The sequence below is a fragment of the Candidatus Omnitrophota bacterium genome, from assembly GCA_018830005.1.
Classification (GTDB): Bacteria; Omnitrophota; Gorgyraeia; order JAHJTE01; family JAHJTE01; genus JAHJTE01.
The window spans coordinates 111,310-126,239 of sequence record JAHJTE010000003.1 but is presented as its reverse complement, the minus strand read 5'-3'; the positions used below and the strand labels follow the sequence as shown (position 1 = coordinate 126,239).

Sequence of the window (14,930 nt, the reverse complement as noted above, 5' to 3'; positions counted from 1 at the left end):
GCCATGGCAAAGCTAAATGACTATATCCCTATTGTAAATCAATCAGTAATAGACGATTTAAAGCTGATTGCCGAAAAGTTAAGAGGTAAGGTTATCCAGCATATTAACTCTACAGCAGTGGGAGGTGGAGTAGCTGAGATTCTTAATAGAATGGTTCCGCTCCTAAACGAACTAGGGGTCCAAACAAAGTGGGATGTGATAAAGGGAGGAGAACAATTCTTTGCCGTCACTAAGAAATTCCACAATGCCCTGCATGGAAAGCCTGAAGATATAGGTCAGCGGGATTTTGATATATTTATGCAAACTAGCTTAAAGAATATCGAAGAGGTAAATACCTACGGAGACATTGTATATATACATGATCCTCAACCTATTGCCTTGATAAGAAAGAAAGCTGCTAATAAATGGCTTTGGCGTTGCCATATTGATATTTCTAATCCTGATGAAAAAGTCTGGTCCTTCCTTAAGGATTTTATTGTTAAATATGATTCTGCCGTATTTTCTGCCCCGGCCTTTTCCCGACCACTGCCCATTAGGCAGTATTTAATTTCTCCTTCCATTGATCCCTTAAGCGATAAAAATATAAAATTACCGCCCGAGACAATTAAAACTGTATTGCATAAATATAATATTATTCAAGATAAACCTATTATTACTCAGATATCCCGTTTCGACCGATTAAAAGACCCTCTGGGGGTTATCCAGGCATATAAGCTGGTGAAACGATATATAGATTGTCAGCTGATTTTGGCCGGAGGCAGCGCAACTGATGATCCGGAGGGTGCTAAAGTTTTTTCCGAGGTTCAGGAAATGGCTAAAGAGGATAAAGATATACATATTCTATTGATGTCCCAAAATGATATTGAAATAAATGCTTTGCAGAGCGCATCAACAGTTATTGTTCAGAAGTCATTACGGGAAGGATTTGGCCTTACGGTAGCTGAGGCACTTTGGAAGGCTAAGCCTGTGGTAGCCTCCAATGTTGGAGGGATTCCCCTTCAAATAAAGCATAAATATTCAGGTCTACTTTGCCATTCGGTTCAAGGGGCTGCTTACAATATTAAGCAGCTTCTAAACAGTCCTTCCTATGCAAAGAAATTAGGCCAGAATGGCAGAGAGCATATACGTAATAATTTTCTCATAACCCGCCATATAAGAGACTACATGTTATTGTTTCTCTCCTTGTTCTATCAGGAAGATGTAGTATACTTTTAACTATAAACAGAAGGGGATTTAGGAAGGCTAAGGAGGTTACTTGGCTATTACTTTACCAAAAGTATAGAGTTTTCTCCTCCGAAAGGATCTTTTTCTCGCAGGGGATTTTCAGGATCACTTATCCATCTCCCATCAGCAATGAACTTATAAGGGTAAGTTCCTTTTTTAAGCGGCAGAGTAATGCACCAGTTTTCTTCATCCACCTTTTTTAATTTAAAATTATTATCTTTGCACCAGCTGTTAAACTCGCCTACCACAAATACCTCATTTAGGTGCCTACCTTTAAAAAACAATTTTATACCCGAATCTTCGTCTATGCGATTTTTGATTTCTCTTGCTTCTTCTTCTATTACCACCTCCGGGGTTGCGGTCTCTTTTCTTTCCAGCTGCATAATTATTTCAAGTTCATCCGCAAGTTGGGAATAATCTTGGGCTCCCCGGCTAGCACTATTAAATTCATATATACTTTTTCCTTCTGCAGCAGCTTCTCTTAAACGGATATTGGTTCGAATCATTGTAGAGAGTAATTTATCCCCCAGCTCATTTTTTAATTTATCAATAAATTTATATGAGAATTTATAGCGCCTATCCAATTGGGTTGCCAGATAAAAGAGTTCAGGAATTTTTTGATTATGTTTGCGCAGTAAAGTCATTATATTATTTAAATTCTCTACTCCTTTTAATGATAATTCGCATATGCCAAGGGGAGCAAGGGCATAATTACTGGCGATAAGAGCATTTAAGGTCAGGATGCCCAGGTTGGGAGGGCAATCAATAACGCAACAATCAAAATTGGAAGAGATAGATTCTAGCAGCTCCCTTAGAATGTCTAATTTATAATCCTGACTAGTCAAGCTAGTTTCTATAGCACTTAATCCGATGCTAGAGCCTAATACCCATAAATTTTTAGTACGAGAGATAAGGAAATCAGCAAAATCTTGGTAATCAATTTTGCTGTTATTGGTAATATTCTCGAACAAATCAGCAGTAGTAAATTTAGGCTCAACTGCCAGAGAAAATGTAGCGTGGGCTTGAGGATCTAAATCAATAAGCAGTGTTTGGTAGTCTTTATTAGAGATGGCCCAAGCTAAATTTACCGCAGATGTGGTCTTGCCACAGCCGCCTTTTTGATTTACAAATGATAGTATTTTCATGTCAACCGTCCTTTGTTTTTTGAAGAAAAATATTTTTTACCAAAATCGGAGAATTGATTCCTTCTTTTTGAGAAAAAATAAGCCTTATTTGTTTTATTCTTGTAAAGTTTAAATTGTAATTAGTATCTTGGTAAAAAGAAATAGGTATCTGGATAAATTCTGATTTGGCGTCCGGTGTCTTCACCTGTATATGGATTGGATTTCTGGCATTAGACTTAAAACTTTTATCCCGTAAAATTAGATCAAGATTGAAATCTTGCAATGTTTTTTTAATCACCACGATCAATTTGACATTATTTAGGTCGGTTTCTTCTTTAAAGTTTATATTAAAGCCGATTTCTCTTTGGATAGGCGAATCGAGATATATAAAATTTTTAATTTTAGAATTGCCAGCGTCCTTTATCAGCTCAAGCTCTACTAGGTGCTTTGCCGAAAGCAAGTCAGTGGCATTAATTAATCTATCAGAGCTGGGCAAGATTAGGATATTATAGTTTTGTATAAATACAATTATAACAGTTGCCAAGATTATAACCAGGAGGGATATTAGAGAGATACTTTTTATTTTGGTGGCTTTTTTAAGGCTGGGTTTTGAAAAGAAGGATTTTTCTAGCCGCCTGGCGTCTTGTTTGGAAAGGAGATTGTTTTCTAGGAGGGTGTACATATTAAGTATAATTTAGCACTTATTTTTGCAAAAATCAATTGAATACTTTAGGGAAAATAATGGTATAATTATAGGGCAGGGCAGGGATTTTTTGGCCCTTTTTGCCAAAAAAATATATTTCAAAGAGATGAGTCAACATAGAAAATATATATGTATTCACGGGCATTTTTATCAACCGACTCGGGAGAACCCTTGGTTGGAAGAGGTTGAAGTTCAAGATAGCGCATATCCGTTCCATGATTGGAATGAGAAGATTAGCAAAGAATGTTACTCTGTAAATATCTCCTCTCCAATACTCGATTCCAAAAAAAGGGTTATCGAGCGGCTTAACAATTACACCCGGATTAGTTTTAATTTCGGGTCTACACTCCTATCTTGGCTAGAGAAAAACGAGCCAAAGACCTATAAGGAAATAATTAAGTCAGACAAAGAGAGTAAGAAGTATTTTTCAGGCCACGGCTCGGCGTTAGCTCAATGTTACAATCATTTAATTATGCCCTTGGCAAATTCGCAGGATAAAAAGACTCAGGTGGCCTGGGGCATAAGTGATTTTGAATACCGCTTCAAGAGGAAGCCAGAGGGAATGTGGCTGCCTGAAACAGCAGTTGACCTAGATACCTTGGAATTATTAGCTCAAGGCGGTATTAAGTTTACCATTCTTGCCCCTCACCAGGCTAAGGCAGTAAGGAAGATAGGAGAAAAAGAATGGCAGAGCACAGATAAAGATAAGATTGATTTAAAAATGCCTTACCTTTGCCGTCTGCCTTCAAAAAAATCACTGGTAATATTCTTCTATAACCATGACATCTCTAATGAAATATCATTCGGCAATCTTTTAAAAAACGGTGAGAATCTTACTAAACGCCTGTTGTCCGGTTTTAGAAAGGAAGAGGGTCGTCCGCACTTAGTTCATATTGCTACAGATGGAGAAAATTATGGGCATCACCATAGTTTTGGCAATATGGCATTAGCCTATTGTCTAAAGAAATTAGAGCAAGACCCGGCCGTTAAGATTACGATTTATGGTGAATATTTGGATAAATTTTCTCCTAGCCATGAGGTCTTAATTCTAGAGAATACCTCATGGAGTTGTTCTCATGGCATTGAGCGCTGGAGAGGGAATTGCGGTTGCAGTTCAGGAATGAACCCGACTTGGAAACAGACCTGGAGAGAACCTTTGCGAGAGGCAACCAGTTGGTTGACCGTAAAATTAGCCCAGATCTATGAAAAGGAGATGTCTACTTTTACGGCAGACCCCTGGGATTTACGCAATAATTATATTGAAGTTATTTTGAACAGGACTATTAGAAATATTGAACATTTTTTAGCAACGCGGGTGAAAAAGAATTTAACCGCAATCGATAAATCTAACATTATAAAACTCTTAGAGATGCAGCGCCATCAGATGTTAATGCAGACTAGTTGCGGCTGGTTTTTTGATGATATATCAGGGGTTGAGAATATTCAGATTATGCGTCATGCTGGGCGGGCCATGCAACTTGCCGCAGAATTTACTAAGATCCATCTGGAAGAAGAATATCTCTCTTTTCTTAAAAAAGCAAAAAGCAACAATGCCTTAATAAAAAATGGCGCAAAAACCTATCTGGCATTTGTAAGACCTTCCATATTTATCACCAAGAAGGTCAAGAGATTGTTTGAGTATACTCCCGAATACTTAAATCTAGAAGATAAAAAATGAACAGGAGAGCAAGCGGCATACTCCTACACATTACCTCACTTGCCTCTGGCTTTGGCATAGGCGATTTAGGCCCCCAGGCTTATAAATTTGCTGATTTCTTGAAATTTAGCAAGCAAAGTTATTGGCAGATTTTACCTTTAAATCCTACAGATCCGGTATTCGACAATTCTCCTTATAGCAGCAATTCTGCCTTTGGGGCAAATTCGCTATTGATTAGTCCTGAGTTGCTGGTCAAGGATGGTTTATTATCAGGAAGCGATATTAAACCAAGGCTAAGTTTTTCAAAAAATCAGTGTGATTATCTTAAAGTGACCAGATTTAAAAAAGGGATTTTCTCAATCGCCTATAATAATTTTATAAAAGACCCAGGACCTAAACAGGATTTCGAAAAGTTTTGCAAGGACAATCAATATTGGCTAGAGGATTTTTCAATTTTTAGAGTAGTAAAAAGACATATTGACAGCCGGCCTTGGGGCAAATGGACTAAGGATTTAAGGGACAGAAAGCCGCAGGCCTTAAATAAAATAAAGAATGATTTTAAAAACGAAATTTCTAAAGAGAAGTTTTTGCAATTTGTCTTTTTTAAACAATGGTTTTGTCTTAAACAATATTGCAATAATAACGGGATTAAGCTTATTGGCGATATCCCCATTTATGTAAGTTATGACAGCGCTGATGTATGGTCTAATCCTGATTTTTTTAAGCTTAATACTGAGAAGATGCCCTCTTTTGTCGCAGGCGTGCCTCCGGATTATTTTAGCAAGACCGGCCAGAGATGGGGAAATCCCATATATCGCTGGGAGATATTAAAGAAGAATGGTTTTAAATGGTGGTTTCAAAGGCTAAGATTCAATTCTGATCCTTTTGATATAATAAGGATTGATCATTTCCGCGGACTTGTTGCTTATTGGCAAATTCCTTCAGAGCAAAAAACAGCGATAAAAGGTCAATGGGTTAAGGCCCCGGCCTATGATTTCTTTAGGTTATTAAAGGAAGAATTTCCAGACCTTAGCATTATTGCCGAAGACCTAGGCTATATTACTGATGATGTCCGGGCAGTAATCAAACACTTTGGTTTTCCCGGTATGCGCATCCTTCTTTTTGGCTTTGACGCAGACCTTGACAAACATCCTTATCTGCCTCATAATTTTATAGAAAATTGCGTTGCCTATACCGGTACCCACGATAATAATACTATTAAGGGATGGTTTAAGAACGAGGCCTCCAGACAAGAGAGGCAAAATGTATTTAAATATTTAGGCAAGAAGGTTAGCCTTAAGGAGATTAATTGGGAATTTATAAAACTTCTCATGTTTTCGGTTGCCAATACCGTGATAATCCCTATGCAGGATATTCTAGGCCTGGGAGAAGAGGCCAGGATGAATCTTCCTGCCACAAAAAGAGGTAATTGGCGCTGGAGGCTAGATCAGTCTTGCCTTAAGCCGCAGATTTCTAAGAGGCTTCTGGAAATTACCAAAAATGCCAAGAGGTCATAATTTAAATAGAGGTTTTTGATGTCTAAAAATAGGAAGAAATCCAAAGTCAAATTAGATAATGTCCCTCTGGATATGCAGAGAAATTTAGAGATAATAAAGCAGCATTTTAGCAAAATATTTATGCTGCAAGAAGAGGAGAAAAAGAGAATATCCCGCGACTTGCATGATGAAACAGGTCAGGTTGTGGTGGCCTTGGGCGCTTCGCTTAACATTATCGAGAGGGATATAAAAGAAGGCAGTGTGCAGCAGGCCTTAGAGAAGATAGAGGAGGTGAGAGAATTGATTAAAGGCCTGGCTGCTAAGATGAAGATTATGGCATTTAATTTAAGGCCGCCTGGTTTAGATATTTTAGGGCTTTCTGCGGTTTTTCGGGAATTTTTTGCCCAATGCAGCGAATCAAATCCCGCGATAAGAATAGAGTTTGACGAAAATCTCAAAGGAGTTAAGCTTAGGGAAGACATAGAGATTACTCTTTACCGTATAGTCCAGGAGGCAACCTATAATATAATCAAGTATGCCGATGCTTCTTTAGTTAAAGTAAACTTAATCCTTTCTCAAGATAGTATCCAGTTAATTATTGAAGATGACGGAAAAGGCTTTGATTATGGCAAACATACGAGAGAGGCGGGGATAACCAAGATGGGCTTGCGGGGGATAAAAGAAAGAGTGGACATCTTAGATGGTGATTTAAAAATAACCTCTTCTTCTGGCAAGGGCACAAAGATTTCCGTTATCCTGCCTATAGCTTAGGATTTTTTTCTGCTTATAGATTTAAGGAAAATCTAATATGGCGATTGAAGTAATGTTAGTAGACGATCATGAGGTAGTCAAGCAAGGTATCAAAAGCGTGCTTGCCAAAGAGCCGGATATTTCAGTAGTGGCCGAGGCCTCAGATGGAAAAGAGGCAGTAAGGATAGCGAAAGAAAAATCCCCGGATATTGTTATTATGGATATTACCTTACCGCAGCTAAACGGCCTTGATGCTAGTTATCAGATAATCAAGCAGAACAAAAAGATAAAAATCCTGATTTTAAGCATGCATGAGAACCGAGCCTTTGTTGAAGAGGCCCTTGGTTACGGCATCAAGGGCTACATCCTAAAGGATTCGGCAGCTGATGAGATAGCCCATGCTATCAGAGAGGTTTATTCAGGAAAATATTTTTTAAGTTCAAAGATTTCCTCTTTTGTAATAGAAGATTATCTTTTTAAAAGAAAGCCGGCTATCAGGCTAAGAAGTAAAGCCATTCTTACCCTGCGCGAAAGAGAGATTATCCAGCTTATTGCCGAAGGCCTAAGCAGTAAAGAGATAGCTCAAAAATTCAAACTCTCCACTAAAACCGTACTGGTTCATAGGAATAATATAATGCGCAAGCTAAACCTGCATAATCAAGCTCAGCTTGTAAGATTTGCTATAAAAGAAGGGATAATAAGCGTATAGCTTAATTTACCCACCTCAATTTTCCTAACTCATTCTTATTAATAAAGTTAAGATAAAAATCATCCTTTAAATATGGTTTTTCTGGCTAAGCAAAAAAATACAGGCAAACTAGGTATTTTTGCTTATTTACTTCTTCCCGAAGATATAATATAGTATAGGCTCTTTATATAATACTTTTACAGTAATGAGAAGCCTAGAGAAGGAAAAGTTAAGTTGTTAAAAATCATAACAAATTACATTAGGAGGTGTAATATGGCAAGGAAGAAGAACCAGAAAGGGGCTAAAGTAATCTTTATGCTTGAGGCCCAGCAAGCAAGCAAAGTTAGCCTAGCGGGAGATTTTAACAAATGGGACGAGAAGAAGATATTGCTTAAAAAAAGCAAGGATAACATCTGGAAGAAAGAGGTCGTTCTTAAGCCAGGCAGATACGAGTATAAATTCGTAGTTGACGGCAATTGGATGGCTGATCCTAATAACTCAAATAAGTCTCTGAGTGCAATAGGCACTGAAAATTCAGTCATAGAAATTTAAAATTTAATAATTAAAAAAGGCTAAAAATGCGTATCGCACTTTTTGCATGGGAATCCATGCATTCAATAAGTGTGGGTGGCGTCGCTTTCCATGTTACAGAACTTGCCTGTGCCCTGGAGAGAAAAGGCAATGAAGTACATCTGTTTACTCGTCTAGGTGATGGGGGACAGGCCTGGTATGAAAGGATACATGGTGTTCATTATCACCGTTGTCCTTTTAGTTCTGGCAACGATTTCCTAGAAGAGATAAATAATATGTGCCGTTCCTTTACGGAGAGTTTCTTTAAAACAGAGGATTATGTAGGCGAATTTGACGTTATCCATGCTCATGATTGGCTTACTTCCAATGCCTTGGTCTGGATAAAAGAGGGTAGAGGCCATAAGTCAATACTTACCATTCATTCCACTGAATATGGCAGATGCGGCAATAACTTTTTTGGCGGTAATTCTGCCAGGATAATGGATCATGAAAAGCATGGTAGCTATTGCGCAGATAGGGCGATAGCGGTCTCCAATGCTTTAAAAAATGAGATAATGTGGGTTTATAATTTGCCGGATTCTAAGGTTTCTGTTATTTATAATGGTATAAATTATAGAAACTATGACGGCTGGATAGATTCAGCTTCTGTGCGGCGTGTTTATGATATCGGGCCCATGGATCCGGTTGTTTTGTTTGTAGGAAGGATGGTCTATCAAAAGGGGCCGGATTTACTGATGGAGGCAATACCTAACATACTTAAGTATTACAATAATGCGAAATTTGTCTTTGTCGGAGACGGTTCGATGCGAGGGCATGTTCAGGAGACGGCAAGGCATATGGGTTTAAGCTCCGCAACTAAATTCCTAGGCTATGTTAATGGCTGGAGACTAATTGATTTATATAGGGCCTCTGATATTATCTGCATCCCCAGTAGAAACGAACCATTCGGAATAGTTATCTTAGAGGCATGGAGCGCAGGAAAGCCGGTCATTGTTTCATCAAACGGCGGCCCCAGCGAAATAGTTTGGCATGATGTTAATGGCCTAAAAGTTTATCCTAATACTGACTCAGTTTCCTGGGGAGTAGGAACAGCTTTTAGTGATTTTGATCACCTAAGATGGATGGGTAGAAACGGCAGGATCGCAGTTGAGACAGCATTTTCCTGGGATACCATTGCAGAGCAGGTATTAAATGTCTACCACAGCTAAAGGCTTTAAATCTTTTTTAATTAATTTAGCGTTTTAGGCTTTAGTAAAGCGAATGAAAAGACAGAAGATAATAAAACGTGTCTACGAAAAAGGAAGAGAGATAACCGTCTCTGGCGCTAAAGAAAAGACCTATCCTAAGGCTAAACATCCCAAGCCTGTTTCCGCAGCAAGAAAAGCCGCAGCCCTTGTGAGTAAAACTTCTCTTGTTTCAGGCCCGGCTGAGAAAAAGAAGCCTCTGCGTTTGCCAGTAGATGAAGGTCTACCCCAGAAGAGGCATTGGATAGATGATTACCAGTTTCCCGCTGATTACGGCCTAAATCGCGTAAGGCTGATGGTTAAGGATCCGTTTTGGGTTTTTGCCTATTGGGAGATTCCATTTGATAATCTGAACTCTTTAAAGTCAAGGCTCAGTGACGAAGAGATCAGAACAGCAAAGACTGTCTTGAGAATGTATGATGTGACTCTCCTAGACTTTAACGGCACTAATGCAAATAGTTATTTTGATATTGAGGTTGATATCTATGCAAATAACTGGTATGTAAATCTCTACAAGGATGGCGTTTCTTACATAGCGGAGATAGGTTTGCGTACTGCTGGAGGCAGATTTATTTCCTTGGCTAGATCAAACTGTGTCCATACTCCCCGTGTTAGCTATTCTCCCCGCAGCGAACAGATATGGATGAATGTTCAGGACGGTAGTAAGGAATCCGTTTTTGTAAGACCGAGCATAGCTGTTAGTAAAGACGCATCGATATCCGCTGCCCAATATCAAAAGAAAGGCCTAAGGAGGATTTATCTTACCGATGAGGACATAAGAAGTTATTATTCACGCCTGAATCCTTCATTGAGAGATATTATATCCGCCCGCTTACTCAGTTATTTTGGCAGAAAGGGCAGAGGCCTTAACTTACTTTTAGAAGGAGAGACCGAAAAAGAAAGGCGCAGGACCCTTGCCGGTTTACCCAAAGGTTATTCCTTAAGGAGGATTTTCTTGGGCGCTTCTGAAAGCATGGTTGTTTTAGGCCCGGGTGGTAGCGAAGAGCGCATAAAACAGCCCGGGGCTAGTGAATTAGTTCAGGAGAGGATAGAAAGGAAGTTCTTCTTTGAGCTGTCAACAGAATTAATTGTTTACGGACGCACAGAATCAGATGCCCAAGTCTGGTTAGGAGATAAAAAGATTAATTTAAATAAAGACGGTACGTTTAGTTTAAGATTTTCTTTACCCTCAGATGGTATTATACCTTTAGAATTTAAAGCAGAGTCTAAGGATAAGAGCCAGAAAAGAAAAATAGATACCAGGGTAGAGAGAAGAACCGATAAAGAGAAATAGAAATATGGCTCAAGGTTACCTTTGTTTAATGCTTCACGCACACTTGCCGTTCGTAAGACATCCGGAAGAGGAATATTTTCTTGAGGAGAACTGGCTGTATGAGGCTATTACTGAAACATATATTCCTCTGATAAAGGTTTTTGATAGGCTCATCAAAGATGGGGTAGATTTTAGAATTACTATGTCTTTGACCCCGCCTCTGGTCTCGATGTTAAAAGACCCCCTATTGCAGAATAGATACCAGCGGCATATTGACAGATCAATTGAATTAGCAGCCAAAGAAATAGAAAGGACAGGTTACGATCCTTATTTTCATGGGTTGGCTCTGATGTATCATCGCAAGCTAGTCGAGGCAAAGGAAATATTCTCTAACAGATACAATAAGGATATCGTGGAAGCCTTTAAGGCCTTCCAGGATTTAGGCTATGTTGAGATAGTCGCTTCCTGTGCCACTCACGGATTCTTGCCTTTGCTTTGCTTAAATCCTTCTGATGTAGCAGCCCAAGTTAATATAGGAGTCCAACATTATAAAAAGACCTTTGGCCGGGATCCCAAAGGATTCTGGCTTCCGGAATGCGGTTATTATCCGGGCCTTGATGAGGCCCTAAAAGAAGCGGGCATAAGATATTTCTTCTTAGATTCCCACGGTATTCTAAACGCGGATCCTTTGCCGCGTTACAGCGTATATGCTCCGGTTTATTGCCCTTCCGGCGTAGCTGCCTTTGCCCGGGACTGGGAGTCTTCAAAGCAGGTCTGGAGCTCAAAAGAGGGATACCCAGGTGATCCTGTCTACAGAGAATATTATAAAGATATCGGTTACGAATTGGATTATGATTATATAAAGCCTTATATTCATCCTGCCGGAATACGCATAAATACCGGCTTAAAATATTGGCGGATTACCGGTAACAGCGATTATAAAGAGGCCTATTCTCCGCAGGCAGCCAAAGACAAGGCAGCAGAGCACGCAGGAAATTTTATGTTTAACCGAGAGAAGCAGGTCCAACATCTTCTCTCGACTATGGACAGGAAACCGATTATAGTTGCTCCTTATGATGCAGAGCTCTTTGGCCACTGGTGGTTCGAAGGGCCGATGTGGATAGATTTTCTAGCGCGCAAAATATTTTATGACCAGCAGACAATAAGCATGATTACTCCTTCGCAGTATTTGGGCGAATATCCTACTAATCAAATGTGTCTGCCTTCTTCTTCCAGCTGGGGCTATAAAGGCTATAATGACGTTTGGGTAGAAGGTAGTAATGATTGGCTCTATAGGCATGTGCATGCTGCCGGAGAGAAGATGAGAGAACTCTCTGAAATATTGGACACTTATTCTGATAAGGCAAAACATGACCTTTACCGGAGGGCTTTGAACCAGGCTGGCCGGGAATTATTGCTTACCCAGGCCAGTGATTGGGCATTTATTATGAAAACAGGAACAATGGTGCCTTATGCGCAGAAAAGAGTCAAAGTACATCTTTCTAGATTCAAACGTCTCTATAATGACATCGTCAACAATACAATAGATAATGAATGGTTAGGAGAGGTTGAAGCTAGGGACAATATATTTGCAGATATGGATTGTGCAAAATATTTTATATTAAAGAGAGAATCGGCAAATAAGAATATATAAACAATGAAAGATATAGTGGCTGGCCTGCCAAATATTTTCAGCCAAAATATAAAATCAAAAGAAAGAAAGAAAACAGAAAAAGAGCTTTTTGCCCCTTTCAGCAGTCTTCCCTTTGATAAGATTAATACTGCTTTTGCTATTGCCTTGCATATGCATCAACCTACCATTCCGGCCCAAGGCGATGATTTAGCCAGGGCTGGCCTTATAAGCAATCTAGAATATATGATGAAGCACCAGAATATCGGGGATAACCATAATGCCCCGGTATTCCTGAGTTGTTATTCGCGTATGTCAGATATAATCAGAGAACTCCTAGATAAAGGGCTTCATCCGCGGATAATGTTAGATTATTCCGGAAATCTCTTGTGGGGATTGCGCCAGATGGGAGAGGCAAAGGTCTTGGATAATCTAAGCCAGATAACGGTTGATAAGAAATATTATCCCTCTCTAGAGTGGTTAGGCACAATGTGGTCTCATGCAGTGGTTAGCTCAACTCCGGTTCCTGATATATCTTTGCATATCCGCGCCTGGAGAAATCATTTTGGCGCTATATTCGGCCAGGAGGCGCTTAATCGCCTGAAAGGTTTTTCTGCGCCGGAGATGCAACTGCCTATTCATCCAGATGTCTGTTTTGAATATATAAAGGCCTTAAAAGAGGCAGGTTATGAATGGTTGCTTGTTCAGGAGCACACTATCGAGAATCTAGACGGTTCTCCTATACGAAGGCCGCATTTTCCCCACCGACTAATTGCCAAGAATTCTTTTGGTAAGACTCAGGAGATAGCTGTATTCATAAAGACGCAGGGTTCGGATACCAAACTGGTAGCCCAGATGCAACCTTATTATGAAGCAAAATCGAGACAGAGAGAGGAGTATGCCAAAAAGAGCCTACCGCCTTTGGTATTACAAATAAGTGATGGAGAAAACGGCGGGGTGATGATGAATGAGTTTCCTCCTAAATATAAAGAGGTATTTAATGAAATAGGCCGGGAAGGAACGGTCGCTTTAAATGTAAGCGAGTATTTTGAATATATAAAAAGAGAGCGGGTTAAAGAGGAGGACTTTTTGCCGGTCCAGCCGATATCCCAGCATAAAATTTGGGAATTCGTTAATAAGTTTTCTCCCCGGGCAGTTGAAGAGGCTATCCAGAAGGCAAAAAATAAATACGGACAGATTAATCTAGAAAAGGCCTCCTGGACAAACGATAAAAACTGGGTGAAAGGGTATATGGATATCCTAGATCCGATAAATAAATTAAGCGCTCGTTTTCATGAACGCTTTGATGATACGCCTATGGATTGTCCGGATCCGAAATATCGGCAGGCACTTCTATATTTATTGCTTTCTCAAACAAGTTGTTTTCGCTATTGGGGCAAAGGTATCTGGACAGAATATGCAAGAGAGATCTGCCGTAGAGGCATGGAGGCAATCGAAAAATCCTAGCAACTTATTGACTTTGTGGGGAATTTTGATATAATCGCATAGTTAATTATTTTTTAAATTTTGTTTTATTCGGCTATAAGTTAAGTCATATTGTTGAAAGAGAGGGCATATGGGAGAACTTAGAAAAGATCCGGTTTTGGGTAGATGGGTAATTATTGCCACAGAGAGAAATAAGCGGCCTGACGCTTTTGTCAGCGAGAAAAAAGAAAGCCCTCCGGATAATATTGAGAAATGCCCTTTTTGCGTTGGTAAGGAAAAGATAACCCCGCCTGAAATTTATAGCTTACGCGATCCCAACACAAAGCCCGATGAGCCAGGCTGGCGCATAAGAGTGGTGCCGAATAAGTTTCCAGCCTTAAGCATTGATATCCCCATTGAGAAAAAAGGATTCGGACTTCATGACATGATGACTAATTTCGGAGCACACGAAGTGGTTATTGAAAATACAGACCACCATAAAGAAATAAAAGATCAGTCAATTGATGAGATTGTGGATGTCATAAGCGTGCTTCAATATAGAATCGAAGATTTGCATAAAGACCACAGGTTTCGTTACATCCTGGTTTTTAAAAATAAAGGAAGCAATGCCGGAGCCTCTTTGGCGCATCCGCATCATCAGATTATAGCCCTTCCGATTACCCCCAAAAGAGTGAAGGAAGAATTAAAGGGCGCGAATTTATATTTTAAGATGAAGGAACGCTGTATTTTCTGCGATTTAATGGAGCAGGAGAAGTCCTGGGGGGAAAGGATAATCTACGAGAATGACGCATTTATAAGCTTTTGTCCTTATGCCTCGCGTTTTCCATTCGAGGTTTGTATAATGCCCAAAGAGCACAGCATTGATTTCTATGATCCAAAGATAAAGCAGGACATAAGGTCTCTGGCGGACATCTTAAAGGTAATTCTGGCCAGATATAATAAAGTATTAAATGATCCTGAATATAATTACATAATTCATGCCTCGCCAAATCGTTTCTCTCGTACTGGCTATTGGCAGACAATCGAACAGGATTATCATTGGCATATAGAGCTTTTCCCCAAGCTTACTAAGGTAGCGGGATTTGAATGGGGAAGCGGTTTTTATATTAATCCAGTCTCGCCAGAGTTAGCAGCTAAATACTTGAAAGAAGCCCAAGTCTAAAA

At 39.6% G+C, this 14,930-nt stretch carries 13 protein-coding genes; 11 read left to right on the top strand and 2 right to left on the bottom strand.

Annotated features, from left to right (window positions below):
- The first annotated feature begins 3 nt into the window (after positions 1-3).
- Positions 4-1,215 (top strand): glycosyltransferase, encoded by a 1,212-nt coding sequence (locus tag KJ593_07200; GenBank protein MBU2541673.1) that lies wholly within the window; start codon positions 4-6, stop codon positions 1,213-1,215.
- 47 nt (positions 1,216-1,262) lie between these two features.
- Here KJ593_07200 and KJ593_07195 read toward each other — a convergent pair whose 3' ends face one another.
- Positions 1,263-2,369: an AAA family ATPase gene (locus KJ593_07195; GenBank protein ID MBU2541672.1), complete on the bottom strand. Its 1,107-nt coding sequence runs from the start codon at positions 2,367-2,369 to the stop codon at positions 1,263-1,265.
- Position 2,370: 1 nt separating this feature from the next.
- Entirely contained in the window at positions 2,371-3,030 is a 660-nt protein-coding gene (locus KJ593_07190) for a hypothetical protein (protein ID MBU2541671.1), read from the bottom strand.
- Positions 3,031-3,157: 127 nt separating this feature from the next.
- Here KJ593_07190 and KJ593_07185 point away from each other — a divergent pair, with 127 nt between their 5' ends.
- From KJ593_07185 to galT, 10 genes are all read left to right on the top strand, one after another.
- Positions 3,158-4,729 carry a DUF3536 domain-containing protein gene (locus KJ593_07185; GenBank protein MBU2541670.1) on the top strand — a complete coding sequence of 524 codons (1,572 nt, stop codon included), beginning with the start codon at positions 3,158-3,160 and terminating at the stop codon, positions 4,727-4,729.
- On the top strand, positions 4,726-6,225 hold the full coding sequence (gene malQ, locus KJ593_07180) for a 4-alpha-glucanotransferase (GenBank protein MBU2541669.1): 1,500 nt from the start codon (positions 4,726-4,728) through the stop codon (positions 6,223-6,225). Before KJ593_07185 ends, malQ begins: the two co-directional genes overlap by 4 nt.
- A gap of 18 nt (positions 6,226-6,243) precedes the next feature.
- Positions 6,244-6,975, top strand: a complete 732-nt coding sequence (locus KJ593_07175; protein ID MBU2541668.1) for a sensor histidine kinase — start codon at positions 6,244-6,246, stop codon at positions 6,973-6,975.
- Between the two features lie 37 nt (positions 6,976-7,012).
- Positions 7,013-7,663: a response regulator transcription factor gene (locus KJ593_07170; GenBank protein MBU2541667.1), complete on the top strand. Its 651-nt coding sequence runs from the start codon at positions 7,013-7,015 to the stop codon at positions 7,661-7,663.
- A gap of 252 nt (positions 7,664-7,915) precedes the next feature.
- The gene (locus KJ593_07165; protein ID MBU2541666.1) at positions 7,916-8,194 is read left to right on the top strand and encodes an isoamylase early set domain-containing protein; all 279 of its coding nucleotides are present in this window, start codon (positions 7,916-7,918) and stop codon (positions 8,192-8,194) included.
- A gap of 26 nt (positions 8,195-8,220) precedes the next feature.
- Entirely contained in the window at positions 8,221-9,381 is a 1,161-nt protein-coding gene (locus KJ593_07160; protein ID MBU2541665.1) for a glycosyltransferase family 4 protein, read from the top strand.
- Positions 9,382-9,433: 52 nt separating this feature from the next.
- Positions 9,434-10,711, top strand: coding sequence for a DUF4912 domain-containing protein (locus KJ593_07155; protein MBU2541664.1), 1,278 nt, complete (start codon positions 9,434-9,436; stop codon positions 10,709-10,711).
- Between the two features lie 4 nt (positions 10,712-10,715).
- Positions 10,716-12,344, top strand: a complete 1,629-nt coding sequence (locus KJ593_07150) for a DUF1957 domain-containing protein (protein MBU2541663.1) — start codon at positions 10,716-10,718, stop codon at positions 12,342-12,344.
- A gap of 3 nt (positions 12,345-12,347) precedes the next feature.
- Positions 12,348-13,787: a glycosyl hydrolase family 57 gene (locus KJ593_07145; GenBank protein MBU2541662.1), complete on the top strand. Its 1,440-nt coding sequence runs from the start codon at positions 12,348-12,350 to the stop codon at positions 13,785-13,787.
- A gap of 109 nt (positions 13,788-13,896) precedes the next feature.
- Positions 13,897-14,928 (top strand): galactose-1-phosphate uridylyltransferase, encoded by a 1,032-nt coding sequence (gene galT, locus KJ593_07140; protein ID MBU2541661.1) that lies wholly within the window; start codon positions 13,897-13,899, stop codon positions 14,926-14,928.
- The last annotated feature ends 2 nt before the right edge of the window (positions 14,929-14,930 follow it).

Coding starts and splice junctions, on each gene's coding strand:
- KJ593_07175 (MBU2541668.1), top strand. CDS start 6,244: ATGTCTAAAAATAGGAAGAAATCCAAAGTCAAATTAGATAATGTCCCT.
- KJ593_07190 (MBU2541671.1), bottom strand. CDS start 3,030: ATGTACACCCTCCTAGAAAACAATCTCCTTTCCAAACAAGACGCCAGG.
- KJ593_07160 (MBU2541665.1), top strand. CDS start 8,221: ATGCGTATCGCACTTTTTGCATGGGAATCCATGCATTCAATAAGTGTG.
- KJ593_07165 (MBU2541666.1), top strand. CDS start 7,916: ATGGCAAGGAAGAAGAACCAGAAAGGGGCTAAAGTAATCTTTATGCTT.
- KJ593_07195 (MBU2541672.1), bottom strand. CDS start 2,369: ATGAAAATACTATCATTTGTAAATCAAAAAGGCGGCTGTGGCAAGACC.
- KJ593_07150 (MBU2541663.1), top strand. CDS start 10,716: ATGGCTCAAGGTTACCTTTGTTTAATGCTTCACGCACACTTGCCGTTC.
- KJ593_07170 (MBU2541667.1), top strand. CDS start 7,013: ATGGCGATTGAAGTAATGTTAGTAGACGATCATGAGGTAGTCAAGCAA.
- malQ (MBU2541669.1), top strand. CDS start 4,726: ATGAACAGGAGAGCAAGCGGCATACTCCTACACATTACCTCACTTGCC.
- KJ593_07155 (MBU2541664.1), top strand. CDS start 9,434: ATGAAAAGACAGAAGATAATAAAACGTGTCTACGAAAAAGGAAGAGAG.
- KJ593_07145 (MBU2541662.1), top strand. CDS start 12,348: ATGAAAGATATAGTGGCTGGCCTGCCAAATATTTTCAGCCAAAATATA.
- galT (MBU2541661.1), top strand. CDS start 13,897: ATGGGAGAACTTAGAAAAGATCCGGTTTTGGGTAGATGGGTAATTATT.
- KJ593_07185 (MBU2541670.1), top strand. CDS start 3,158: ATGAGTCAACATAGAAAATATATATGTATTCACGGGCATTTTTATCAA.
- KJ593_07200 (MBU2541673.1), top strand. CDS start 4: ATGGCAAAGCTAAATGACTATATCCCTATTGTAAATCAATCAGTAATA.